General features: G+C 61.4%; 30 protein-coding genes. 5 read left to right on the forward strand and 25 right to left on the reverse strand.

Annotated features, from left to right (window positions below):
- Positions 1–7: 7 nt before the first annotated feature.
- The 12 genes from ACYPYQ_RS01465 to nifB form a co-directional block, all read right to left on the reverse strand.
- A complete protein-coding gene (locus ACYPYQ_RS01465) occupies positions 8–1,285 on the reverse strand; it encodes a Y-family DNA polymerase (protein WP_459718367.1) in 1,278 nt (425 codons plus the stop codon).
- A gap of 194 nt (positions 1,286–1,479) precedes the next feature.
- A complete protein-coding gene (locus tag ACYPYQ_RS01470; protein WP_459718370.1) occupies positions 1,480–1,959 on the reverse strand; it encodes a LexA family protein in 480 nt (159 codons plus the stop codon).
- Between the two features lie 67 nt (positions 1,960–2,026).
- Positions 2,027–3,559 carry a sensor domain-containing diguanylate cyclase gene (locus ACYPYQ_RS01475; RefSeq protein WP_459718373.1) on the reverse strand — a complete coding sequence of 511 codons (1,533 nt, stop codon included), beginning with the start codon at positions 3,557–3,559 and terminating at the stop codon, positions 2,027–2,029.
- An 86-nt stretch (positions 3,560–3,645) separates the two neighbouring features.
- A complete protein-coding gene (gene draG / locus ACYPYQ_RS01480) occupies positions 3,646–4,527 on the reverse strand; it encodes an ADP-ribosyl-[dinitrogen reductase] hydrolase (RefSeq protein ID WP_459718377.1) in 882 nt (293 codons plus the stop codon).
- A 147-nt stretch (positions 4,528–4,674) separates the two neighbouring features.
- A complete protein-coding gene (locus ACYPYQ_RS01485; protein ID WP_459718380.1) occupies positions 4,675–5,256 on the reverse strand; it encodes a nitrogen fixation protein NifQ in 582 nt (193 codons plus the stop codon).
- 9 nt (positions 5,257–5,265) lie between these two features.
- A complete protein-coding gene (locus ACYPYQ_RS01490) occupies positions 5,266–5,625 on the reverse strand; it encodes a 2Fe-2S iron-sulfur cluster-binding protein (protein ID WP_459718382.1) in 360 nt (119 codons plus the stop codon).
- A gap of 151 nt (positions 5,626–5,776) precedes the next feature.
- On the reverse strand, positions 5,777–6,061 hold the full coding sequence (locus ACYPYQ_RS01495) for a 2Fe-2S iron-sulfur cluster-binding protein (protein WP_459718386.1): 285 nt from the start codon (positions 6,059–6,061) through the stop codon (positions 5,777–5,779).
- Between the two features lie 10 nt (positions 6,062–6,071).
- A complete protein-coding gene (locus tag ACYPYQ_RS01500; RefSeq protein WP_459718389.1) occupies positions 6,072–7,331 on the reverse strand; it encodes an FprA family A-type flavoprotein in 1,260 nt (419 codons plus the stop codon).
- A complete protein-coding gene (locus tag ACYPYQ_RS01505; protein ID WP_459718392.1) occupies positions 7,328–7,756 on the reverse strand; it encodes an ArsC/Spx/MgsR family protein in 429 nt (142 codons plus the stop codon). Before ACYPYQ_RS01505 ends, ACYPYQ_RS01500 begins: the two co-directional genes overlap by 4 nt.
- Positions 7,757–7,761: 5 nt before the next feature.
- Entirely contained in the window at positions 7,762–8,016 is a 255-nt protein-coding gene (locus tag ACYPYQ_RS01510) for a 4Fe-4S dicluster domain-containing protein (protein WP_459718396.1), read from the reverse strand.
- A 30-nt stretch (positions 8,017–8,046) separates the two neighbouring features.
- Positions 8,047–8,184: a hypothetical protein gene (locus ACYPYQ_RS01515; protein ID WP_459718399.1), complete on the reverse strand. Its 138-nt coding sequence runs from the start codon at positions 8,182–8,184 to the stop codon at positions 8,047–8,049.
- Positions 8,181–9,677 (reverse strand): nitrogenase cofactor biosynthesis protein NifB, encoded by a 1,497-nt coding sequence (gene nifB, locus ACYPYQ_RS01520; RefSeq protein WP_459718402.1) that lies wholly within the window; start codon positions 9,675–9,677, stop codon positions 8,181–8,183. Before nifB ends, ACYPYQ_RS01515 begins: the two co-directional genes overlap by 4 nt.
- Positions 9,678–9,972: 295 nt before the next feature.
- Between nifB and ACYPYQ_RS01525 the strand changes: the two genes are divergently transcribed.
- The 4 genes from ACYPYQ_RS01525 to ACYPYQ_RS01540 are packed head-to-tail and all read left to right on the forward strand — an operon-like array spanning position 9,973 to position 12,145.
- On the forward strand, positions 9,973–11,328 hold the full coding sequence (locus ACYPYQ_RS01525; RefSeq protein WP_459718408.1) for a (Fe-S)-binding protein: 1,356 nt from the start codon (positions 9,973–9,975) through the stop codon (positions 11,326–11,328).
- Positions 11,322–11,672: a hypothetical protein gene (locus tag ACYPYQ_RS01530; protein WP_459718411.1), complete on the forward strand. Its 351-nt coding sequence runs from the start codon at positions 11,322–11,324 to the stop codon at positions 11,670–11,672. The genes ACYPYQ_RS01525 and ACYPYQ_RS01530 overlap by 7 nt, the downstream gene beginning before the upstream one ends.
- A gap of 59 nt (positions 11,673–11,731) precedes the next feature.
- Positions 11,732–11,914 carry a hypothetical protein gene (locus ACYPYQ_RS01535; RefSeq protein WP_459718415.1) on the forward strand — a complete coding sequence of 61 codons (183 nt, stop codon included), beginning with the start codon at positions 11,732–11,734 and terminating at the stop codon, positions 11,912–11,914.
- 48 nt (positions 11,915–11,962) lie between these two features.
- The gene (locus ACYPYQ_RS01540; protein ID WP_459718418.1) at positions 11,963–12,145 is read left to right on the forward strand and encodes a hypothetical protein; all 183 of its coding nucleotides are present in this window, start codon (positions 11,963–11,965) and stop codon (positions 12,143–12,145) included.
- Positions 12,146–12,163: 18 nt separating this feature from the next.
- Here the strand turns inward: ACYPYQ_RS01540 and ACYPYQ_RS01545 are convergent, their stop codons facing one another.
- The 9 genes from ACYPYQ_RS01545 to ACYPYQ_RS01585 all read right to left on the reverse strand — a co-directional run bounded on the left by ACYPYQ_RS01545 (position 12,164) and on the right by ACYPYQ_RS01585 (position 19,341).
- Entirely contained in the window at positions 12,164–12,871 is a 708-nt protein-coding gene (locus ACYPYQ_RS01545) for a thiopurine S-methyltransferase (RefSeq protein WP_459718421.1), read from the reverse strand.
- Between the two features lie 95 nt (positions 12,872–12,966).
- Positions 12,967–14,199, reverse strand: coding sequence for a PQQ-dependent sugar dehydrogenase (locus ACYPYQ_RS01550; RefSeq protein ID WP_459718424.1), 1,233 nt, complete (start codon positions 14,197–14,199; stop codon positions 12,967–12,969).
- A 17-nt stretch (positions 14,200–14,216) separates the two neighbouring features.
- Entirely contained in the window at positions 14,217–14,324 is a 108-nt protein-coding gene (locus tag ACYPYQ_RS01555; RefSeq protein ID WP_459718427.1) for a VOC family protein, read from the reverse strand.
- Complete coding sequence (locus ACYPYQ_RS01560) at positions 14,321–14,581, reverse strand: VOC family protein (protein ID WP_459718430.1); 261 nt, start codon at positions 14,579–14,581, stop codon at positions 14,321–14,323. The genes ACYPYQ_RS01555 and ACYPYQ_RS01560 overlap by 4 nt, the downstream gene beginning before the upstream one ends.
- Before the next feature lie 133 nt (positions 14,582–14,714).
- A complete protein-coding gene (locus ACYPYQ_RS01565) occupies positions 14,715–15,842 on the reverse strand; it encodes a methyltransferase (protein WP_459718432.1) in 1,128 nt (375 codons plus the stop codon).
- 51 nt (positions 15,843–15,893) lie between these two features.
- On the reverse strand, positions 15,894–17,237 hold the full coding sequence (locus ACYPYQ_RS01570) for a hemolysin family protein (protein ID WP_459718435.1): 1,344 nt from the start codon (positions 17,235–17,237) through the stop codon (positions 15,894–15,896).
- A 138-nt stretch (positions 17,238–17,375) separates the two neighbouring features.
- On the reverse strand, positions 17,376–17,945 hold the full coding sequence (locus tag ACYPYQ_RS01575; protein ID WP_459718438.1) for an acyloxyacyl hydrolase: 570 nt from the start codon (positions 17,943–17,945) through the stop codon (positions 17,376–17,378).
- 18 nt (positions 17,946–17,963) lie between these two features.
- Positions 17,964–18,935: a 6-phosphofructokinase gene (pfkA, locus tag ACYPYQ_RS01580; protein WP_459718441.1), complete on the reverse strand. Its 972-nt coding sequence runs from the start codon at positions 18,933–18,935 to the stop codon at positions 17,964–17,966.
- A 76-nt stretch (positions 18,936–19,011) separates the two neighbouring features.
- Complete coding sequence (locus tag ACYPYQ_RS01585; RefSeq protein WP_459718444.1) at positions 19,012–19,341, reverse strand: hypothetical protein; 330 nt, start codon at positions 19,339–19,341, stop codon at positions 19,012–19,014.
- A 395-nt stretch (positions 19,342–19,736) separates the two neighbouring features.
- On the opposite strand from ACYPYQ_RS01585, the gene ACYPYQ_RS01590 reads away from it, so the two are divergent.
- On the forward strand, positions 19,737–20,381 hold the full coding sequence (locus tag ACYPYQ_RS01590) for a cation diffusion facilitator family transporter (RefSeq protein WP_459718446.1): 645 nt from the start codon (positions 19,737–19,739) through the stop codon (positions 20,379–20,381).
- Between the two features lie 76 nt (positions 20,382–20,457).
- On the opposite strand, the gene ACYPYQ_RS01595 is transcribed toward ACYPYQ_RS01590, so the two are convergent.
- From ACYPYQ_RS01595 to ACYPYQ_RS01610, 4 genes are all read right to left on the reverse strand, one after another.
- Entirely contained in the window at positions 20,458–20,685 is a 228-nt protein-coding gene (locus ACYPYQ_RS01595; RefSeq protein WP_459718449.1) for a hypothetical protein, read from the reverse strand.
- Positions 20,682–20,981, reverse strand: coding sequence for a DUF6156 family protein (locus tag ACYPYQ_RS01600; RefSeq protein ID WP_459718452.1), 300 nt, complete (start codon positions 20,979–20,981; stop codon positions 20,682–20,684). Before ACYPYQ_RS01600 ends, ACYPYQ_RS01595 begins: the two co-directional genes overlap by 4 nt.
- Before the next feature lie 2 nt (positions 20,982–20,983).
- On the reverse strand, positions 20,984–21,202 hold the full coding sequence (locus ACYPYQ_RS01605) for a Nif11-like leader peptide family natural product precursor (RefSeq protein WP_459718454.1): 219 nt from the start codon (positions 21,200–21,202) through the stop codon (positions 20,984–20,986).
- 113 nt (positions 21,203–21,315) lie between these two features.
- Positions 21,316–23,040, reverse strand: a complete 1,725-nt coding sequence (locus ACYPYQ_RS01610; protein WP_459718457.1) for a putative bifunctional diguanylate cyclase/phosphodiesterase — start codon at positions 23,038–23,040, stop codon at positions 21,316–21,318.
- Positions 23,041–23,043 lie beyond the last annotated feature (3 nt).

Consider the following 23,043-nt stretch of genomic DNA (forward strand, 5'->3'; position numbering starts at 1 on the left):
TTTGCGGCTAACAATTGCAGACCAGCAATCCATCCCATTCTGTCGTATAGCGCCGCGAACCGCTCTCCCTGCGCATCGCCCAACTCTGGTTCGCTCCTTCTCCCAGCAATCTGAGCGTGCCGCTGCCCATCCGGCGGTTGATGTGGTCGAGGGTGTTCATCAGCGATCGTGATCTTTCGCGCGCGGCATCGTCGTCGAACAAAGTGCGCGGGCGTTCGCTGGCAGGGATGATCTCGGCCAGCATCACGCCGACCTTCTGGTAGGCGTAGCCGCTGCGGTAGATCTGGCGCAGGCCGTGCAGCGCCGCTTTGCAAAACGCGCGCGTGTCGTCGCCGGGTTCCTCCAGCGGCACGAGTATGCCTTGCTGGTATTGCTTGTCCTGCTCGCGGTGTGGGTTGGTGCGCACGTAGATGTGCAGCGCACCGGCGAGGGATTTTTGCTGGCGCAGTTTCTCCACGGCGCGCGTGGTGTAGGCGATGGCCGCCTGTTCCAGATCGTCCAGGCTGGAAGTGAGCATGCCGAACGAGCGCGAGCAGATGATCTGCTGCTTGTCGTGCGGCAGGTCGTCCAGCTCCAGACAGGCCACGCCGTTCAGTTCCGACACGATGCGTTCGAACACCACGCTGAAGCGGGTGCGCAATTGCATGGCCGGTGCGCGCTTCAGATCGAGCACGCTGCGGATGCCGATCTCCTGCAACTTCGGCGCGGTGCGCCGACCCACGCCCCACACCTCGCCCACCTCGATGTTGGCAAGCAGCGCATCCAGTTCATATTCATCCATGCTGTTGAAGTCGCACACGCCGTTGCGCTGCGGCTGCTTCTTGGCGACATGGTTGGCCAGTTTGGCCAGCGTTTTGCTCGGCGCGATACCCACGCACACCGGGATGCCCACGCACTGGCGGATGGTGTGGCGCATAAGTTGTCCGTACTCGGTATGGCTGCCGGGCATGCCGGTCAGCTCCAGAAATGATTCGTCGATGGAATACACCTCCTGCTGCGGGCTGAACTGCGACAGCAGCGACATCACGCGGTTGGAGATGTCGGCATACAAGGCATAGTTGGAAGAGAAGGCCACGATACCGTGCCGTTTGGCGAGCGCCTTCATCTGATACCAGGGCGCCGCCATCTTCATTCCGAGGTCCTTAACCTCCTGCGAGCGCGACACCACACAACCGTCGTTGTTGGAAAGCACAACCACCGGCTTGCCTTCCAGCTTGGGCTGGAACAGGCGTTCACACGAAACGTAAAAATTATTGCAGTCGACCAGTGCGATGGCGCGCTTCATTCCGGGGACCTCTGAAAATTCAAAGTAAGCGCTGATTGATTCGTCATACCGGCGGAGGCCGGTATCCAGCACAAAAGACTAACCCGCGAAGCGGACAACGCCATGATGTTGGCTCACTTTCGTGGGAACTTGTTTAATCATCTGGATTCCGGCCTTCGCCGGAATGACGGGTTCCTTCTAATGGAAACCAGGGTTCAAACCTTGTGCACATTCCACTGCACCACCCCCCAGATGGAAAAATCCTGTTCGTCGCTGATGACGATGTCGGGATAGTCCGGGTGGGCGGCGCGTAGCACTTTTCCTTGCGGGGTGTAGTGCAGTTGCTTCACGGTGAACTCGCCGTCGATCACAGCGACCACCACGCAGTCTTGCGTGGCGGGCAGGGCGCGGTCGATGATCAGCAGGTCGCCGTCATAGATGCCCAGCTCGCGCATGGAGTGGCCCGCCACGCGCATGAAGAAGGTGGATTCCTTGTGCTGGATCAGGTGCTCGTCCAGGCTCAGGCGGCGCTCCACATAGTCGTCGGCGGGCGAGGGGAAGCCGGCCGGAACGGCTTTGCGCAACAGCGCGCGCTGCTTCTCGAACATGGTGCGGTTGGGGCGGGTCAGCGACAGCAGCGCCGAGTGGGGCATGTGCGCGCCGCGCAAGGCGGTGTTGGGGGGCAAACGGATCATGGCAATCTCACACAGAACGAACGTTCTTCGCACTGTAAAGAACGTTCGTTCTGACGTCAAGCGCCAATCATGCTGTACTGCGTATGACTCTGTTCTTACCGGCATCTTTTGCCGCATAAAGGGCTTTGTCCGCCGAACCCAGCAGCGCATCGAGGTTGCCGTTGGCGGGCCCGAGAGTGGCGACGCCGATCGAGATCGTGAAGTTCTGGATCAGGCTTGGGGGTGCCATGACTTGTGCATTGGCGATGTTCTCCCTTAATCTTTCGGCGACCTCTTGTGCATCATCGATACCGGTCTCGGGCAATATCACCGCGAACTCCTCGCCACCGATGCGACCGGGCACATCGACCTCGCGCAGGGTGGCGCGGCAGACTTCCGCGAGTTTCTTCAATACTTCGTCGCCCGCCTTGTGGCCGTGCGTGTCGTTGACCTTCTTGAAGTCGTCGATATCCATCATCAGCAGGGACAGCGGCTGGGCATACCGCAAGGCACGGGACACTTCGAGTTCGGCCCGTTGCATGAAGTGGCCGCGGCTGTGCAGTCCGGTCAGATTGTCGTGGTGGGCCTGTCGTTCGAGCTCCGCCTGCAGCCGCTTGCGCTCCGTTATGTCGCGCACCACCGCCTGCAGCACATGCCGCCCGTTGAAGTCCATGGCGTTGAGCAGCACCTCGGCGGGGAAACTGCGGCCGTCATCCAGGCGCTGGTGCACCCATTCGAAGCGGTTGCTCGATTCGCGCATGGCCTTCGCGATCTGCTGCTGGGCCAGGGCGTCTGAGTCGGTGCCGTCGGGTTGTTGCGGCGGTGACAGGTCGGCCGGTTTCTTGGTGACGAAGACCTCCTTCGACGGGCAGCCGAACATTTTCAGCGTGGCCGGGTTGCATTCAAAGAACCCGCGCTCGTCGAGCAGCATCACCGCATCGCTGGTACTTTCGAACAGGGTACGCATGCGGATCTCGGATTCCCGGATCAGTTGCTCGTTGCGCTCCCAGGTCATCAGCAGCATGCCGATCACGGTCAGCAGCGTGGAGACGATAGTCATCAGGAAGGTCAGCGTCTGCAGCGGGCTGGAAGCGGTGATGGTGGAGATCGGCAGCGATCCGTTCAGTGCGCCCAGCAGGCGCATGAGCATGACCACGATAAGGAGCAGCGTGCTGGCCATCACCACATAGCGCCCCCGGCTCTGGAAATCGCTGCGGTAAGCGAACCATCCGATGAGACCGCCTTGGAAGATGTAGACCACGGCACTGAACACGACGCGGGCGATGAAGTCGTCCAGCAACAGGCTCAGGCCGAGTGCGATGATCGGCACCGGTACCCAGATCAGCCACAGGTAGGGTCTGCGGCCGCTGATATTGCGTATCCCGCCCGCAAACAAAGCGAGCATGGTGGAGATGGCGGTGCTGGCGACGACGATGCTGAGGAAGTCGCTGATCTCCCCGCGCAGGCTGAAGAAAACATAGGCGATGCCGTGCAGCGCGAGCCCGAATGCCCACGGCATCAGTCCGTGCCTGCGGCCGAGGCTGACCATGGCGATCGCGGCGGCGAGCGCGAAACTGATCGTAATGATAACAAGGAAGATAGTAGGGATATGAGCTTGCATGCGTACAAGATAGCAGCACGGCGTATGTTCGTCACCGTATCGGATGCCTGGACGGGAAGGAGGGATGTTGTATCAGGAGGCTACGTCTAGACCGGCATTTGCAGGAGTGCGCCAGCCTGTTCCCGACAGTTGGTGCTTATCACCTTGTCCAGCGTGTCCAGCCAGTCCTTGCGCATGCCTGCCATCCCATACATCGCCCCCGCCAGCATGCCGGCGATGGCACCGGTGGTGTCGGCATCGCCGCCGCGATTGACTACATCGACCAGGCAATCGTGCAGATCGTCGGTATCGAAGAAGCTCTGGAACACGGCTGGCATAGTGTCGGCGATGTAGCCGCTGGGATTGGCGGCGGGTTTGACGGCGCGGAATTTGAACGAGGGATGTTGTTGCGCGAGGGGGTGGGCGTGTTTGTGTAGCAGGTCGTTCTTGCTTGCGCCGCGCAGTGCGTCTTGCACCATCAGCACCAGACATTCACAGGCAGCATCCGATAGTGCGCAATGGTGGGTGACGTGCGCCTGTGCGCGGCAGGCGGCGCGCACCGCGTCTTCGCTTTGGCCGAAGGTGGCGAGCGCGACGGGCAGCACGCGCATCGCTGCGCCGTTGCCTGCGTCGTGGTCGGAGTAGGGCGCTTCGGGATTTCCGGTCTTGCGGAATTGCAGAAGGTTGCGGCGCACGGTGTTGCCGATGTCCACCGGCTTGCCGCGCATCCAGTCGTCGAAGGCTTGCGCGGCGGACAGCGCGTCGACCTTGCCTGCTTTGAGTATGGAGGTGCCGAGTGCGAGCGACATGGTGGTGTCGTCGGTGACCTGGCCGGGTTTTAGATGCAACCAACCGCCGCCGATTAGTTTGTCATGTACGCCGTATTTCGCTTTGATCTCGCGCGGCGTCATGAACTCCACCGTCGCACCCAGCGCATCGCCGATGGCGAGGCCGAGGTAAGCGGCGATGGCGTGGTCAGAAGCGGACATTTTGCAGTGGCTCCGTCATTCCCGCGAAAGCGGGAATCCAGCCGATTCAAAATCCTCCCGCGAAGCGGTGCAACAGCGGTTTTGACTGCTTCGCAGGATGTGTGAAATTCGCTGGATTCCCGCCTGCGCGGGAATGACGGTGCACATTTATTCTTCAGGCCCGAAACATTTCTGATAATCCGCACACACCTCACAACTCGGTGCACGGCAGACGCGTATCTCTTCCCTTTCGCACAGTTGCTTGTAGAGGAACTTCTTCCACTTCATGTCCTTGTCGTTCTTGGCGGCAAGGGTGGGGAAGTTCTGCGTCATCAACTGGCTGAGATATTTGCGCGACCACAGGCCGAGGTCCTGCCACAGGTGGTCGTTCGCCATGCAGGCGGCGGTGACGATCTCCGCCATCCAGCGCTCGGATTCGTCGTGCAGCGCGCGATGTTCGAGAATCAACGCGAGCACGTCGTCGCGCTCCAGCGCGCGTTCATCGGCATCGGGTGCGGCGGCTCGCAGTACCAGTTGCATGCCGGGGAAGTGGCGCGACAACAGCGCGGCGAAGTCGTCCTCGCCCAAACCCAGACCGGGCGGCAGTGCGCCGATGCCGGCAGTCTGGCTGGCGATCATCTGCGCGAATATCTCATCATTGGGCAGCCCGGCCGCGTGCGTCATCAACTCCGCATGCAGGCCTTCCGGCTGCGGGGGCGTTCTGGTTGCGAGCATGACGGCGGGCTGCATGATCGGCTCCTATTTGCTCGGGTATTCGATCAGCACGTCTTCGTCGCGCAGCACCATCTGGCAAGCCAGACGCCATTCGCTGGTGACTACGTCGTTCACCTTCATCGCTTCGATCTGCGCGGCGGTGATCTTGCCTTCCTGCTTCAGAACGGTGATCTCGCGGTCGGTCAGCGGACCGGCCATCGGGCCCTTGTTGGAGAGGTTGGTCACCTTCACCAAGCAAGTCGCGCATTCGCCGTTCTCGCAACCGAAGTCGATGGGGATGTGATTGTCCTTGGCCAGTTTCAGCACGGTCATGGTGTGGCTGCCCGCTGTCGCGTAGACGGTCTTGTCTTTGTGCAAGGGGCTGGAAAAAGTGATGTTAGGCATTGCAATATCTCCTGGTTAAAAAGTAAAAAATCATCAGTCCACGAAAAACACTAAAGTCACGAAAAAGAAACCTTCACGTCTTGCTGGTTGTTCGGTAGCGATACGTGGGGTGGGTTCGTTCGTGTCATTTCGTGTTTTTAGTGGACAGTCATTACGCCTTCACGACGATATCGCCGCCCAGCACCTGCGCCTGACAGGCGAGGCGGTGGCTGCTGCCGGCCATGTTCTCTTGCAGCACTTTGTCTTCCAGCACCGAGCGCTCGCTCATGTGTTCCATGCCGGAAACGATCTTCATGATGCAGGTGCCGCATTCGCCTTCGCGGCAGCCGTAGGTGATGCTCGCGCCCACCTTCTCGCTGATCTCGATCAGGCGCGTGCCTGCCGGGACGCTGATGGTGACGCCGAGTTTTTCGAAGGTGACGTTGGCCTTAGGCATGCGATTGCTCCTAGGAAAGTAGTTCTGACATGGAGATGACGCGGCGTTGCAGATTGCCGGTCAGATGTTGTGCAAGTTGTTTGCCCAGATCGCGGCAGCGCTGCAACTCTTCCTCGTTGGGGATCAGCTTGGCGCGCACGCCTTTTACCGGCACACGCAGCTTGAGTCCGCGCAGGCGGTCTTCGATCATGTTGATCGCTTCGCCGCTCCAGCCGTAGGAACCGAACGAGGCGCCCAGCTTGTCGCGCACCTTGATCACCGCCAGCGAAGACAGCAGATCCCACACCGGCTTCACCGCATCGCCGTTGATGGTGGGTGAGCCGATGGCGATGCCGTCTGCTTCCTCGATCAGATCGACGAAGGGCAGGCCGCCGCTGGCTTGCAGGTCGTATAGCGACACGCGCACACCGGCTTCCGTCTCCGCGCCTTCGGCCACGGCCTGCGCCATCTGCGCGGTGTTGCCGTAGGAGGAGATGTAGAACACCAGCAATGACTTGTCGTTCGCGCCGACCTCGTTGTGCAACAACGGTGCGGCCAGTTGTTTGTAGCGTTGCAGATAACTTTGCGGCGCGTCGCGCAGGATGGGGCCGTGCGCGGGTGCGATGGTCTTTAGCTCCAGTGGCTCCAGCAGTTCGAGTGCTTCCAGCACATGCTCGCGGAACGGCCGCATGATGTGCTGGTAGTAATACTCGAACGAGAAACGGAAATCGCCGACCTTGTCGTTGAACAGACGCGGGTCACAGAAATGGCAGCCGAACACATCGCCGCTGAATAGCATGCCATGTTCTTCCACCAGCGTGCATTGCGTGTCCGGCCAGTGCAGGAAGGGCGTGCTGAAGAACTGCAGCGTGCGCCCGCCGAGTTGCACGCGGTCGCCGGTGGTGACGATGTTGAACTGCAGGTCGTCGGTCTTCACCAACGCCTTCAGCATCAGTTGCGCTTTGGCCGAGATGTAAAGCTTGGCCTGCGGCGCGCGCCGCATCAGCTCCGGCAGTGCGCCGCTGTGGTCAGGTTCCAGATGGTTCAGCACGATGGTGCTGATCTCGTCGTAGCGCGCGACCTGTTCCAGTCGCGTGAAGAACTCTTCCGCGTGCGAAGCCTTCACCGTGTCGATGATGGCCACGCCATGGTCGCCGCGCACGCAGTAGGAATTGTAGGTGGTGCCGTTCGCCGTCTTCAGGATGATGTCGAACTCGCGCAGGGCAGGATCGAGCGCGCCGATCCAGTGCGTGCCGGGTGCGAGCTCGACGGCGTTCGGCGAGGCGATCATGTGACCGTTTCCGGTGCCGGACAGGGGTCGGTGCGGTGGCAGACGGGGCTGGGCTCGTCCTTGGGCTGGCTGTCGTTGAGGCCGATCCAGGCATCCACGGCCTGGGCATCGAAACCGGCGCGCAGCTCGCCGCCCACCTCCATCAGTGGGCGGCGGATGAGCAGCGGTTGTTGCACCATCATCGCCAGAGCTTCCTCTGCGGAATATTCGGCAGGGTCTATCTCGCCGGATTTCACGGCGGGTGCGGCAGGGTTGAACCATTGCGCGACCGGCATCACGCCGAAGAAGGGACGCAATCTTTCCGCCGTCCATCTTTCGATGAGCAGGTTCTTCGCCAGCACGGTATGACCCGACGCGGCCAGCCACACCTTTTGTTTGGTGTTGTTGCCGCAGCCGGGTTTCTCGTAGAAGACGATGGTCGCCATGATGGTTATGCGGCCAGCTTCTGCAGCGGGATGCCGGTGAGCGAACCGGGCGGGTTGAGCTCCTCGCCGTCCTCGTTGAGGATCGCGCCTTCGATCGGGCAGATGCTCGCGCACTGCGGCTCTTCAAAATCGCCCGCGCACTCGGTGCATTTGGCCGGATCGATCAGGAAGTGCGGCTTAGCCTCATAGATCGCCTTGCTCGGACACAAGGGTTCGCAGGCATAGCAGTTGGTGCAGTACTCGATGATTTCAAATGCCATGATGTATTTCCTTTGCAAAAACCATATTCACTAATCCGTCATTCCGGCGAAGGCCGGAATCCAGCTGATCTCAATATCCTCGCGCAGCGAGTCATCAGGTGTTGTCTGCTGCGCAGGTTTTTCCTTTGACTGGATTCCGGCCTTCGCCGGAATGACGGTCAAGCTCAAGCCGCTTTCTGCGCAGCGTCGGGTTCCGCTGCCAGCTTGCCCGCGACACGCATCTCTTCATATACCGCCAGCACCGCATCCTCGATGGCTTCCATCGCATGCTCGCCGTTGGGCTGGATGCCTGCGGCTTCCAGCGGGCCCCATGGCTCGTAGCCGACCTTGCTGCACAGCACCACTTCGCAACCGGAGAGTTCGCGGATGGTCACGTCCAGCGCGCTCTCGCCGTCGCCACAGGTGTCGCCGCCTTCGCAGTAGGGGATGGTCTTGCGGTGGCCGATGAAGCGCACGCCGTTGCCCGATGCTTCGTAGATCAGGAACTCGCTGGCATGGCCGAAGTGTTCGTTGATGACGCCGCCGCCTTTGGTGGCGACCGCCATCAATACCGGGCGGGTCGCTTCCTTCTTCAGGCCTTCGATGCTGACCAGCTTGGTTTCCTTGGCCTTGTGTTTACTTTCCAGTTCCTCGTTGATGGCCGCGTGCACCTCGGCGCGCATCTTCATCGCGGCTTCGTAGTCGATGTCCATCGCCTCGATCTTGTCCAGCGTGAACTCGGCACCCCTGTCCTCGCCCAGCAGGCCAACCGCGTCGGCGCGGCACTGGCGGCAGTGACGCATCATGTTCATGTCGCCCGCGCAGGCGTCCTGCAAGGCCTGCAATTCCTCGTTGGTCGGGCCGCGCTGGCCGGTGAGACCGTAGTAGGTGCCGTGTTCCTCCTCAGAGATCAGCGGCATCACGTTGTGCAGGAACGCACCCTTGGCCTTCACGATCTTCGAGACTTCTTCCAGATGCTTGTCGTTCACGCCGGGGATCATCACCGAGTTCACTTTCACCAGCACGCCCTTGGCGACCAGCATCTCCAGCCCCTTCTGTTGCTGCTCGATGAGGATGGCTGCGGCCTCGCGGCCCTTGATGCGCTTGTTGTTCCAGAAGATCCACGGATAGATCTTCGCGCCCACGTCCGGGTCCACGCAGTTGATGGTGATGGTGACGTGGTCGATGTTGTACTTGCACATCTCTTCGACGTTCTCCGGCAGGGCCAGGCCGTTGGTGGAGACGCACAGTTTGATGTCGGGTGCCTGCTCGTTCAGCATGCGGAAGGTGTCGAAGGTGCGCTGCGGATTGGCCAGCGCGTCGCCGGGGCCGGCGATGCCCAGCACCGTCATCTGCGGGATGGTGGCGGCGACGGCCATCACCTTCTTCACCGCCTGTACCGGATTGAGCACCTCGGAGACCACGCCGGGGCGCGACTCGTTGGAGCAATCGTACTTGCGGTTGCAGTAGTGGCACTGGATGTTGCACGCCGGTGCGACGGCGACGTGCATGCGCGCGAAATAATGGTGTGCTTCTTCGGAATAGCAGGGATGGTTCTTCACCTTGTCGCGGATGCTGTCCGGCAGGTGGCTCATCTGGTCGTCGGTCGAGCCGCACGATCCGGCGGAACATCCGCCTTTTGGGGCTTCGCTTGCTGTGTTGTTCAGTACGGGCAGTTCCACAATATGTCCTCCGGTTAGGTCCGCCTGACTATCAGCAAGCCGCGTGCCTGACCGGCCGGCACATCTAAGCCTTTGTTTCATTGGGTGCCTGACTCTGTGTTGTGGGTTTGCATGTTGCAAATTGCACATGACTTGCGCGAAAGCTTGTGGCGAAGGCGACAAAAATCTTCGCCATGCATGCATGGGGGCGGGGAGTAGGAGCTGGCGTAAAGATGAATATGCCGTGCGCACAATGGCTTACAAGAACAGTGCGGTATCCGTTGCGGGCTGGCATCCAACTTGCCTGTATAAAGGCATGAAACTCCACCTCGACTGGTCAGCTTATGAAACCGCCGGACAGGGCGATGCCTATGCGGGCATCCCCGCGCGCGGCGGCGACTTCGCCAAGGCGGTCGCGGTGTGCATCAGCGACAAGCAATGTCAGCGCAAACCCAAGGGCGTGATGTGTCCCAGCTTCCGCGCAACGGACGATGTCGCACATTCACCGGGCGGTCGGGTGCAGGTACTCAAGGCGGCCTTGAACGGTGAGCTGGGCGAGCACGCTTTCGCCGGCGCTGAGCTTGCGGCGGCGTTGGAACTGTGTGTCGGCTGCAAAGGTTGCAAACGCGAATGCGCCAACCAGGTCGACATGGCTGCCATCAAGATCGAATATCAGGCGCAGCGCAATGCGCAGTTGGGCGTGTCGCGACGCGAACGATTGATCGCCGGTCTGCCGCAGCAACTGCATCGCTATCCCGTGTTGCGGCGCATCATCCGCTGGCGCAATCGCGCACCGTGGCTGGCGAAGCTGGGCGAGCGGCTGTTCGGCATCTCGGCCAAACGCAAACTGCCAGAGCCTTCCGCCGCACCCTATGTAGCCCCTGCGTTCTGCACAACGAAGATCAAAGATGATCGTGCCGTCATCCTGTTCGTCGAAACCTTCGCCCACCACTTCGATCCTGAGATCGCGCACGCCGCGCAGCAGGTGCTGACTGCCGCCGGATATCGCGTCACCACTTTGCAGCCGGATCTGTTCGATGAAGAGCCAGAGCGCGCACTGTGTTGCGGCCGCACTTATCTTTCGTTGGGGCAAGTCGAACAAGCCCGGTACGAAGCGCGCCGCATGCAACTCGCGCTGCGCCCCGCGCTGGCGGCGGGCACACCCATCGTCGGCCTCGAACCTTCATGCATCCTCTCTTTGCGCGACGACCATCTGAAACTCGGTCTGGGTGATGCGGCGGTCGCACTGTCGAAACAGGTCTATCTGTTCGAGGAATTCATCGCACGCGAACACGACCGCAAGCGCTTCACGCTCGAATTCAAACCGTTGCCGGGCAAGACACTGGTGCACGGCCACTGTCACCAGAAAGCAGTCGGTGCGATGAAGTCGCTGCGCAAAGTTTTGCGCATGATCCCCGAGTTCGATTTCGAATTCATCGAAGCGAGTTGTTGCGGCATGGCCGGCAGTTTCGGGCTGGAGGCAGAGCACGCCGATATCTCCATGCAGATGGCCGAGCTCGACCTGCTGCCCGCACTGCGCGCCGCACCGGACGCCGCCATCCTCGCCAACGGATTCTCATGCAGACACCAGATACACGAAGGTACACAACGCAAGGCACAACACGTCGCACTGCTGTTGCGCGACGCACTAAAGGAGAGCACAACATGCTGACTGGCGCACTACTCGGGCTCATGGAACAGCTCGCCCTGAACATCATCACCCTTACCGAGGAGAGCGGGGAACGCGAATTCTTCGACAGCCGCATCACGCGCGCGCAGACATTGATGATGCTGGGCAACCTGGCGAAGGCCGCGAACAACCTGCCGCCCGATGCGCGCGCGAAGTTGCACCAGATCGACTGGGATGCCTGGCATGGATTGTGCATCGCATTGGCCAAGCCCGACGATCATCCCCTGAAGATATGGGTGGCGATCAAGGAATTGACACCGATGACGTTGCAGCACCTGTACGACTACAAGCGCACGCAGCCGCAATTGTTCTCGATGGTGATGTGACAGTCGCAAGGACTTTGCAGCAAGACCGCCAATGTGGCGGGAAACGAAAGGAGACGGACATGACTGAATTCTGGACACTGATGGCAGGTATCGCGGCAGGCATAGCGATATTGATGGTCGGCATCATCATCGATCGCGACCCCGATCAAAGCATGGGAGATGCCCTGCTTGAGGGCACGCGCTGGGGCGCATGGTTCATGACGGTGTTCGGCAGTCAGGCGCTGGTGATCAGCAGTCTGTGAAAGAACAGGACTGACGCAGTTCCACATTCAAACGCAGGGGAATACATGATGAACGAATTTCTGATGATGATGGCGATGGTGGTGGCGGGAACGGTGATCCTGATGGTCGGTATCCGCCTCAACCACAACGAGGCGCGCAGTCTGGATGGCACCACGACCGAAGCCGTGAGCTGGGGTTCGGGTTTCTTCGTGACTTTCACCAGCCACGCGGCGCTGATCTCGTTCTTCTGATCCGCAAGAGGAGCTAGGCTAGCGTGCAGTGAGCCGGTACACCTTGTATTCGGCGCGTATGCAGGGCAGCGCTGCCGATACCGGGTCGGCCTCGAACACGCTCTCGACATAAGTCAGCGCGATATCGAAATCGCCCGTGTACAAACGCGCGATCTCTTCATCCACACCGGCCGCCTGCTGCATCGTCGCATCCTCGGCAGCATCCTCAACCGTGAGCAGGAACACCACGGCAGTGTCCGAGACAAGCCGGCTCAATTGCGCGACATAGCGTCCGCGTATCTCCTCCGGCAAAGCAGTGAGCGCGGATCGGTCATAGACCGTATCGATCATGCCTAGGTCGCTTTGTGTCAGAGCGAAATAATCGCCGCACAGGATGCTGATGCGGCCATCGTGCCACAGCGTGAATGCGCCGAGCTGCTGTTGCGTCGGCTGCAAACCGTTCTCGCTGAAGAATGCCTCCACCGCCACCGGACTCAGTTCGATACCGATCACCTCGTGTCCCTGCTGCGCCAGCCACAGCATGTCCAGACTCTTGCCGCACAGCGGCACGAACACGCGACTGCCCTGCGCAAGCCCTAGCTCAGGCCAGAACTTGCTCAACAATGGATTGACGACCGACTGGTGGAAATCCGTGCGCTGATCGCGCCAGAATTGCAGCCACAAGTGGTTGTCCTGATCGATGCGTGGCGCATCAGAAGACTGACCACGATTTGCTGCAGAGTCCATGCTGACTTTCTTTGACATGCATCCGTGTATGCATCGAAACCCAGTCTAACCGATTCGCCGTGACGGGAATGCTCAGTTTCCGCAGGCGCGAACTGCTATCGTCTCCGCAGACGGAACAGCCCGTTGACTTCGCTGTCGCTGCTGAAATACAGCGCGCCGTCCGGGCCGAACGCGATACCGGCCGGGCGCGCCCAGCGTTCGCCGTCCGGCAACTGGAAGCCGCCGGCCAGTTCGTCCACACGCACCGCGCGCTCCCCGTCGAAGCGCACCGCCACCAACGCGGGCGGGCGGCGCGTGGCGTTGGGGCCGAAGAAACCGCCGCCGGGTTGCGTGCCCCACGAGCCGTGCAGCGCCACCACCGCATCGGATTCGAATCGCGCATCCAGCGCTCCCTTGGGGACGAAAGCCATGCCCAGCGGCGCGTTGCGCGAGGGGAAGGTGGCGACCGGCAGTGTCACTTCGGCGATGGGGCGCGGCGGCGGACTCGACACGCAATCGTCGCGCTGCAGATCTTTCCCGTCGAACTGGAACCACGGCATGCCGTGGAAGGAGTTGGCATCGAGCCGGCTGAAATATTCCGGCGGTTGCCCGAAACCCAGATGGTCCGGCCCGTTGTTGTTGGCGTAGAGCGCGCCGCTCTGAGGATGCCAGTCGAAGCCGACCGGGTTGCGCAGCCCCGAGGCGTAGGTCTGCCACGTGGCCTTGCCGCCGCTCTCTTGCAGCACCAGCACACCGCCGCGCCTGTCATCGAAATCGTAACCGGTGCCCAGATACTGGTCGCTGCAATTGCGCTGGATGCCGAGGCTGACATACACCCGCCCGTCCGGCCCCACGGCCACGGTGCGGCTGTTGTGGCCGCCGCCGGCGGGCAGCGCGGCCAGCAACTGCAACGCTTGCGGCGCGAGGCGCGCCTGCCCGAGGCGGTAGGGCGCGCGATACACGCCGTCCGTCTTCGCGATCAAAATCTCGCCCGGCCGGAACGCCACGCTGTGCGGATAGTCGCCGGTGTCGACCAGCACTTCCGCCCGCGTGTAGGGCGGTGGCAGGCGATACACCTTGCCCGCACGCGAACCGGCGTACAGGTCGCCGTTGGTGGCGAAGGTCAGCATGCGCGGCCCGTCCATGGCGGCCAGCCATTCGAGCAGGTAACCCTTGGGGACGCGCACGATCCGGCGTTCGCCTTCCACCATCAGGGCTTGGTGTTCGTAGGTCAGCGCTTGGGTGCCGGCCTGCGCCGGTGTGCCGGCGAGCGCCACCGCCAGCGGCAGGAGCAAGCCAAGCAGTTGTGCTGTAGCGGGGTGTATCAGGTGGCCGAGTTGGACAGGCATGGCATGCGTCGCGAGTTTCAGCGCAAGGTCTGAGGATCGAAGTAGGGGTTCTGGATCAGGCCGAAGCGGTTGCCGAACGGGTCCTGCACCGCCGCCACCTTGATGCCCTCTCCGACATCGGTCACCGGATCCAGTGCGGTCGCCCCAGTTCGAGCAGGCGCGCGTGTTCCGCTTCGATGTCGGTCACGCCCCACAACGGTTGCGGCCCTGCGGTCGAGGGCTCCGCGCCGGGCAACAGCCCCAGCTCGAAACCGCCCACATTGAAGCCGACATAGAACGGCTGGTCGAAGTAGGGGGCCTGGTCCAGCACCTTGCGATACCAGCGCTTGGCGAGGTCCAGGTCGGGAACGGGATAGATGGCGGTGTGCAGGCCGAGGATCATGATGTTCTCCTTTGCGATGCTGCGGGTGTGGCGGGATGGGTGGAGCGGCGGGCGGAAAGGATATTTCCCGTGCCGCATGCGAGGCAGGGTATGCAATTCTCCGGACGAGTGCAATACCGCCCGCGTCCGACGCTCAGCTACTGCTCGCCAATCGCCACAAGGAAGTGATCTCCGCTGCGCGTGCCGCATACAGCGGATCGCTCTTGTCGGCAGACTTGGGGTGATGCGGGCGGATGTCCATACGTTCGATCACTTGCAATCCGGATGCGTCGAAAAGCGCCAGCAGTTCTTCGCGTGTGCGCAGGCCTAGATGTTCGGCGATGTCGGAGAGGATCAGCCAGCCTTCGCCGCCGGGCGTGAGATGCGCCGCCAAGCCCGCGAGGAAACCGCGCAGCATGCGGCTGTCCGGATCGTAGATCGCATGTTCCACCGGCGAGCTCGGGCGCGCCGGGATCCATGGCGGGTTGCACACGATGAGCGGCGCTTTGCCTGCCGGGAACAGGTCTGCTTCCACGACTTCCACTTTTTCGTTCAGTTCGAGGCGCATCAGGTTGTCGCGTGCACAGCTCAGCGCGCGCGCATCCTGGTCGGTGGCGACGATGTGCTGCACGCCGCGTTGTGCCAGCAGCGCAGCGATCACGCCGGTACCGGTGCCGATGTCGAACGCCAGCTCGGTCGCAGGCAGCGGCGCCTGATTCACCAGTTCCAGATATTCGCCGCGCACCGGCGAGAACACACCGTAGTGCGGATGGATGCGCGCGTTCAACAGCGGAATCTCCACGCCTTTCTTGCGCCACTCGTGCGCGCCGACCAGGCCGAGCAGTTCACGCAATGAAGCGACCGAAGGTTTACTGCTGCGGCCGTAGGCCTCGTTGCAGGCCTGCCGCATGTCCGGCGCGCGGCGCAGCGGGATGGTGTAATCACCGTCGAGCGGGATGAGGATCATCGCCAGTGTGCGCGCGCGTTGCGACATCGCCTGCCGATGCAGATGGAAGGCTTCACCCGGTAGTTCGGCGGTCTTGCGCGAACGTTCCGCCTTGCGCGTGTTGCGGCGCGACATCGCCTGCAGCAACTGCTTCGCGTTCTGGAAATCGCCGCGCCACAGCAGCGCAGTGCCCTCGCACGCCAGACGGTAAGCGTCGTCCGCCTTCATCGTGTCGTCCGCGATCATCACGCGCTTGGGCGGCGCCATGCCGCTCTCGGAACGCCATTGGGCCGAGTGCGCTTTGTTCGATTCGTTCCAGGTGATGAGTGGTTGCATGGGATTCCTGTGGGGGGGCGGTGCAGGAAGATCGCGCACCGGCGAGAACGGTCACCGGGAAGGTGCGCGCGCAGTAGTCTCATGTGTCAGCGACATCACATGCGATACCAACACCTTGTCTACCCTGTTCTTGTCCATGTCCATGACTTCGAAGCGGTAGCCGCCGGTCTCGAAATTGTCGGCTGCCCTGGGGATGTGGCCGAGGACATACATCACGAATCCGCCCAGTGTGTTGAACGCATTCTCTTCTTCCCCTGGTAATTCCGTCTCGATGTCCAGCACGGATTTTATGCGTTCAATGGTGACGCTACCGTCGATCAGCCATGAGCCGTCGTTGCGGGTGACGATGTCCAGCTCTTCGTGGATGTCCGAGGTCGGCAGATCGCCGACGATGGAAGTCAGCACGTCGGTCAGTGTCACCAGACCCTGCAGTTCGCCATACTCGTCCACTATCAGCGCGCATTGCTGGCGGGCCTTGCGGAAATTCTCCAGCAAGTGGGTGGTCGAGACGCCTTCCGGAACATAGAGCGGAGGACGCAATGACCGTTCGATCTCAAGCGGAATGCCGGACAGCGCATCCTTGAGCAAATCGGCTGTGCGTAATATGCCCACGATGTGATCCAGTCCGCCCCGGCAGATGACAGCGCGCGTGAAAGGACATTCGGCGATCTGGCGACGGACCTCGTCCTCCGGATCCTCAAGATCGAGCACATAGATGTCGTTGCGGTGTGTCATGATCGCCCCGATGCGCTGTTCATCCAGGCGCAGCACATTCGAGACGATGGCCTGTTCGCTTTCGTGGAAGACTCCGGCCTCCGATCCCTGTTCCATCAGCACCTTGATCTCTTCATCGGTGACAGGCGGTTCCTCGTGGCGCTTGGCGCCCAGTATGCGCAGAAGGGAATCCGACGATACCGAAAGCAGCCAGACCGCAGGGCGCGTGATGCGCGCCAGCATGTTCATCGGCGGGGCGATCAGCGAGGCGGTCTTCTCAGGTGCCAGCAGCCCCAGTTGTTTTGGCACCAGCTCGCCGACAACGACGGAAAAATAAGTCAGCCCGACAACGACGGCTGTCATCGCGATGCCGCGTGCGTAGGGTTCCAGCAGGGCGAATCCGGACAGCCATGTGGTCAGCGGATCGGCCAGCGCGGTCTCGCCGATCGCGCCGCTCAGGATGCCCACGGTGGTGATGCCAACCTGAACGGTGGAGAGGAAGATGGATGGTTCGTTGCTCAGGGCCAGCGCCGATTTCGCGCCGGGGCTGTCGTCATCTGCCAGCCTTTGCAGACGCGCCTTGCGGGAAGACACGACGGCGATCTCGGACATCGCCAAGACGCCATTGAGAAGGATGAGGAAAAGAAGTAAGGCTATATCCACTACAAAGTCGCCCAGCACCGTTAGGCGTGCGAACCAGGATCAAACGGGGGGCGATTCTAGCATCACTAAGGATGCTGTCGAAATCGGGTGGTTAATACGCGCGGGATTTGAGCGTCAATGCAGCCAGACAAATGCGGAAAAGTTCCGGATGCGACCCTAGAAGCGATAGAGCAACTCGACCATATGCATATCCGCGCCTATGGTGCCGGGGGCGTAGAAACCGGCATCGGAATAATGCATGAAGCGGTAGCCGGCAGCGATATTGCCGAACAGCGGGACTTCGATACCCAGTGTCAACGCGAACTGCAGCGGGCCGCCGAAATCCTGCAGGTCGAAGCGATGCCTACTTAGATAGGCCAGCCCCAGACCGGTGTCGATCAGGAAGCTGCCGCTCTGTGTGCCGAGTGCGATCGTGGGGATGGCCACCGCGACCAGCGCCGAATCGCTTTGTCCTTTGAGTACGCCGGCATGCATCACCAGTCTTGTGCGCGCTTCCCATCCGGATTGCAGCGGGCGCTTCCAAGGCAGACCGAAGATTGCCTCGACATCCGATTCGCGAAACGATTCCGGCTGCAGTGCACCGATCACATGGCTCTTCTCGCCGATCTGCAAGCGCACGCCCACGCTCTGCAATTCCATATCGACAGCCTGGCTGTGCAGCGGTGTGGCCAGAAAAGCCATCGTCAGAGTCACGGCGATCCTGGCCGCGATAGTGATCATAAGCATAGGGTGCAGGATGTGCATCTACACACTCAGCACATGCGCCACCCTCAGCAGCTCCATGTCGAACCGGGTACGCTGTTCCCAGGCGTCGCTGAGCGGGCGCAGTTGCAGTTGCTGGCCGGACACACCGACCATCTTGCCGGCTTCGCCCGCCAGCAGTGCTTCGACCGCGCGCACCCCCATGCGGCTGGCAAGCACGCGGTCCATGGCAGTGGGGCTGCCGCCGCGCTGCAGGTGGCCGATGACGGTGACGCGGTTGTCCTTGTATTCGGACTGGTCGCTCACGCGCTTGGCGAGCACCATGGCGCCGCCGTATTCGCACCCTTCGGCGACGATGATGATGGAAGATTTCTTGCCGCGTTTCTGGCCGGTGCGCAGGCGCTCGATGAGGGTCTCGACGCTGGTTTCGACTTCCGGCAGCAGGATGTCTTCCGCGCCGCCCGAGATGCCGCTGATCATGGCGACGTAGCCGCTGCGGCGGCCCATCACTTCGATGAAAAATATGCGGTCGTGCGAGTTGGCGGTGTCGCGGATGCGGTCGATGGCTTCCATCGCGGTGTTGATGGCCGTGTCGAAGCCGATGGTGTAGTCGGTGCCGCCGATGTCGTTGTCTATGGTGCCGGGCAGGCCGATGCAGCGGGTGCCGAACTCTTCATGCAGCTTCTGCGCGCCCTGGTAGGAGCCGTCGCCGCCGATGACGACCAGCCCTTCGATGCCGTGTTTCACCAGATTCGCCGCCGCCTTTGCGCGGCCCTCCGCTTCCATGAACTCCTTGCAGCGCGCGGTGTGCAGGATGGTGCCGCCACGATTGATGATGCCGCTCACGTCGCGCGGGCCGAGCGGGTGGATGTCTCCCTCGATCAGGCCCTTGTAGCCGCGTTCGATGCCGGACACTTCGAGTCCGTTGAAAGTGGCCGCGCGTACCACGGCGCGTATCGCCGCGTTCATGCCGGGCGAGTCGCCGCCGCTGGTGAGTAATCCGATGCGTTTCATCTTGTTCCGTTCAGGCGTTTATGTAATGTTGGGATTCTAGTGGATGGCGGGCCATGAGACAGACTTTAGGTTGCCCTTACGCCTGCCACACCCCGAACCCCGCACTACGCAGGTCGATGCCGACCTCCACTTCCTTGTCGCAGGCATCGTCGTAGCCCATCGGGTTGAAGCCTTCGTACAGGTCGGGCAGCAGGCGCAGACCGTACTGCATCACATAGCGGTTGGACTGGATGCCGGCCTTGTGTTTGTCGAAACGGACGTCGGGGTCGAGCCCGGTCATGCCGACATAGACGCAGGGCTTGCCGGGGCGGTAGTCCGGGTTGCACTTCTTGAATTTGGCTTCGTACAGCACGTCCTTCGACAGCTCGATCACATAGACGTGGTAATGCTTGCGGCGGGTGCTCATGCGGCGACTTTAGCGGAGCGGCAGTGAAAACGCCACGCATAAAAACGCCCCGGCACTTGCGCGCCGGGGCGTCCGGGTTCGTGGCGTCAGAGGGAGGCGCTGATGGATGTGAATGTCGGCAGCGCGACGACGAAAGAGACAACGCTGGCGATGACCCAACGAACGAACCTTGCCACACCTTCATAAGCTTTTTTCATTTGATACCTCTTTAGTTAACGCAATGGTGCCCGCACGATGCGGACGTGCTTCAGAGTGCAATACTTGAGGAAAGTTCCCGGATATTTCCCCAGGCACGTCAGGGCTGTTCTTTACGCCGACTTGCGCCGAGGACAGGAATGCGCCAGATTCCGCTAATCGGATGACAGGAGCGGGTGATGGCGGGTTGCGGATGTGAGATGGAAGCAAGGAACGAGCAGGAGCGGCGCACGCTGCGCATCGTGCTGGGCATCAATGCCGCCATGTTCCTGTTCGAGATCGTGCTCGGTTGGCTGGCGCAGTCCACCGGGCTCATCGCCGATTCGCTCGATATGCTGGCGGATGCGCTGGTGTATGCCATCAGCCTGTATGCGGTGGGTCGTGCGGATGCGCTGAAGGATCGCGCGGCGCGCTTGAGCGGCATGCTGCAGATAGGGTTGGCCGTGCTGGTGCTGGTCGATGTGCTGCGCCGCTTCATGTATGGCAGCGAGCCGGTGAGCCTGATGATGATGGGCGTCGGCGCGGTCGCGCTGGTGGCGAACAGCATCTGTCTCATGCTCATCGCGCGGCATCGAGACGGCGGGGTGCACATGCGCGCATCGCTGATCTTCTCCGCCAACGATGTGATCGCCAACCTCGGCGTGATCGTCTCGGGCGGCTTGGTGTGGTTGTTGGGCAGCCGCTACCCGGACCTGCTCATCGGCTTCGTCATCGCGGGTCTGGTGTTGTACGGCGGTATCCGCATCCTGCGCGAGGTCGCCGCGCATCGGGCGAAAGGCAGTTGCAGTACCAAGAGTGATGGCGGAACAGACTTAGGCTTGACCATTCGGCAATGGATGGAGTAAAGGCTGGAACCTGACTTCCACTGCTTCATGATTGGCTGCCAGGCAGGTCAATACGCTTCAGCCTTTGAATACAACATCAGCTTTCATGCGCACGCCGATGGCGCACCTTCTTGACCATCTTCTCCGCCACATAAGTCGCGAATGCTTCCTCGTTGTTGTACTCCTGGCTGAGAGCGAACTCAGCCAGCGCATCGATCAGTGCGCGCGTCTGCTCGATCTCGGCGAAACTGCGGTCACAGGTGATGCAGCGTTCGCCGTCGTCGCGGCAGGCGGTCTTGCCCTTGCACGGATTTAAACTGCTCACGCCGCGTTTCCCTCCGCGTCGAACACCAGCAGGGTGGTCTCGCCATCGATGTCGGTGATCTCGGCACCGCTCAGTTTGCCGTTGTCGTGGTAGGTGTAGCGGTGCGCGAGTTCAACTTCACCGTAGGCGTACTTGTCGAAGCCGAGCAGGCGGTCATCGTCGTAGTAGCCGCAGAAGTAAGTGTTGCGGTTCTGCACTTCGTGCGGCTGCAGTTCGTTGACCAGCTTGAACGGCATCTTGATGCCTGTGTAGGTGACGAAGTAGCGGCGCGTGCCGGGCAGGTCGCTGTCGCTCATGGTCAGGCCCGCAGCAGCGCCTTGGCCATGCGCTCGGAGAGTTGGTCTGCGGTGAACTGCGGTTCGTTGGGCGGATACAGTTCATCCTCGATGAAGTCGAATCCGCTGTCCTTCGCCAGCGTGAGCAGTTCGCGCACTTTCATGCAGGCCTTCAGTTGTTCACCCAGCGCCGCATCGCTGCGTGCCTTGTCGGAAAAATCCTTGATGTTCTTGATCGCCATGTCGGTCTCTTAATTTTGGAGTAAACGGAACAACGGGCTGCGCTGCATCCCGTATTTGTCGGCTGTTGTAGCAAGAGATCAGCCTTGCAGGGCTGGCAGCAAAAAGCGTGCCGCTATTCGGCGAGATGACAGAGGCGTTCGAACTCGGCCAGCGGCACCGGCTTGCCGAACAGATAACCCTGGAAGCGGATGCAGCCGTACTGGCGCAGGAAGGCGTGCTGCTCGTCGGTCTCCACGCCTTCGGCGATGATGCCGAGGCCGAAATTGTTGGCGATGCTGATGATGGTGCGCACCATCACGCTGCTGTTCTTGTCGCGGGTGATGTCGCGCACGAAGGATTGGTCGATCTTCAGTTGGTCGAGCGGCAATCGTTTCAGATAGGACAGTGAGGAATAGCCGGTGCCGAAGTCGTCCATGGCGAAGCAGACGCCGATGTCGCGCAGCTCCCCCATCTTGACGATGGCCTCTTCCACGTCATCGAGGATGAAACTCTCCGTGAGTTCGAGTTTGAGGCGCGCCGGGCGCACGCCGTACTTCTCCATGGTGTCCTTCACTTTTTCCACGAACCAGGTCTGGCTCAACTGGCGCGGGCTGACGTTGATGGACAGGACCAGATGGCGCATCGAGGCATCCATCTCCCACAGCTTGAGCTGGGCGCAGGCCTGTTCGATCACCCAGTCGCCGATGGGCAGGATCATGCCGGTCTCTTCCGCCAGCGGGATGAACTCACCCGGCGATACCATGCCGCGTTCACGGTGCTGCCAGCGGATCAGTGCCTCGGCACCGATGATGCGTCCCGAATCGTCCACCTGCATCTGGTAGTGCAACTGCATCTGCTGGCGACGGATCGCGGCACGCAGATCCTCCTCCAGATCGGCGCGCAGCTCCATCGCCACCTGCATCGCGGGATCGAAGAAGCACACCCGGTTGCGGCCGGTGGACTTCGCCTGATACATCGCCATGTCGGCCTGCTTCAGCACTTCGTCGATGCTGTTCTGGTGGCCTCGATACAGGCTGACCCCAATGCTGGGTGAGCTGGCGTGCTCGATGGTCTTCAATTGGTAGGGTTGGCTCAGTTCGGCGCGGATCTTCTCGGCGATGGTCTCGGCCTGGGTCACCGCATCCGTTGCGATGCCGCTCAGCGACTCCAGCGCCACCACGAACTCGTCGCCGCCGAGACGCGCCACGGTGTCGCCCTCCCGCACATTGCGGCTAAGGCGGGCGGCGACCGCCTGCAACAGCTCGTCGCCCACATCGTGACCCTGTGTGTCGTTCAGCGTCTTGAAGTTGTCGAGGTCGATGAACATCACCGCACCATATTTGCCGCTGCGCGCACTGATGGACATGCTTTGCAGTAACCGCTCATGCAGCAGGCGACGGTTGGGCAGATGTGTCAGCGAGTCGTAGAAGGCCAGCCGGTGGACTTCCTCTTCCGAGTGTCTGCGTGCGGTGACGTCCTGCACCATCACCATCACCGCAAGCTCCCCGGCCATCTGTGCCAGCGAGATGTCGGCCATGAAGGTGCGCGGTTTGCCTTCGATGATCTGGTCGAACCCAAGCTCGTGACAATGCTTGCCGCTGGCGAGCACCTGCGCGATGCGCTCGTTCAGTTCCGGCAAACCAAGATAGACACCCGGAGTGCAGTGTCGCCATGCATCATCGTCGGGCAGAGCGAACATCTGCTGCAGCGTACGGTTCACCATGCCGATGTTGCCGCGCGCATCCAGCATGAGGAACGCGACCGGCAGGTTGCACAAGATCTGCTCGGTATAGGCGCGCGCCAACTGCCGCGCTTGGCGCTGCACGGTCACGTCCGGAGAGAAGAGGGCAGAGGTCATGCG

This window comes from Sideroxyarcus sp. TK5 (genome assembly GCF_054601595.1).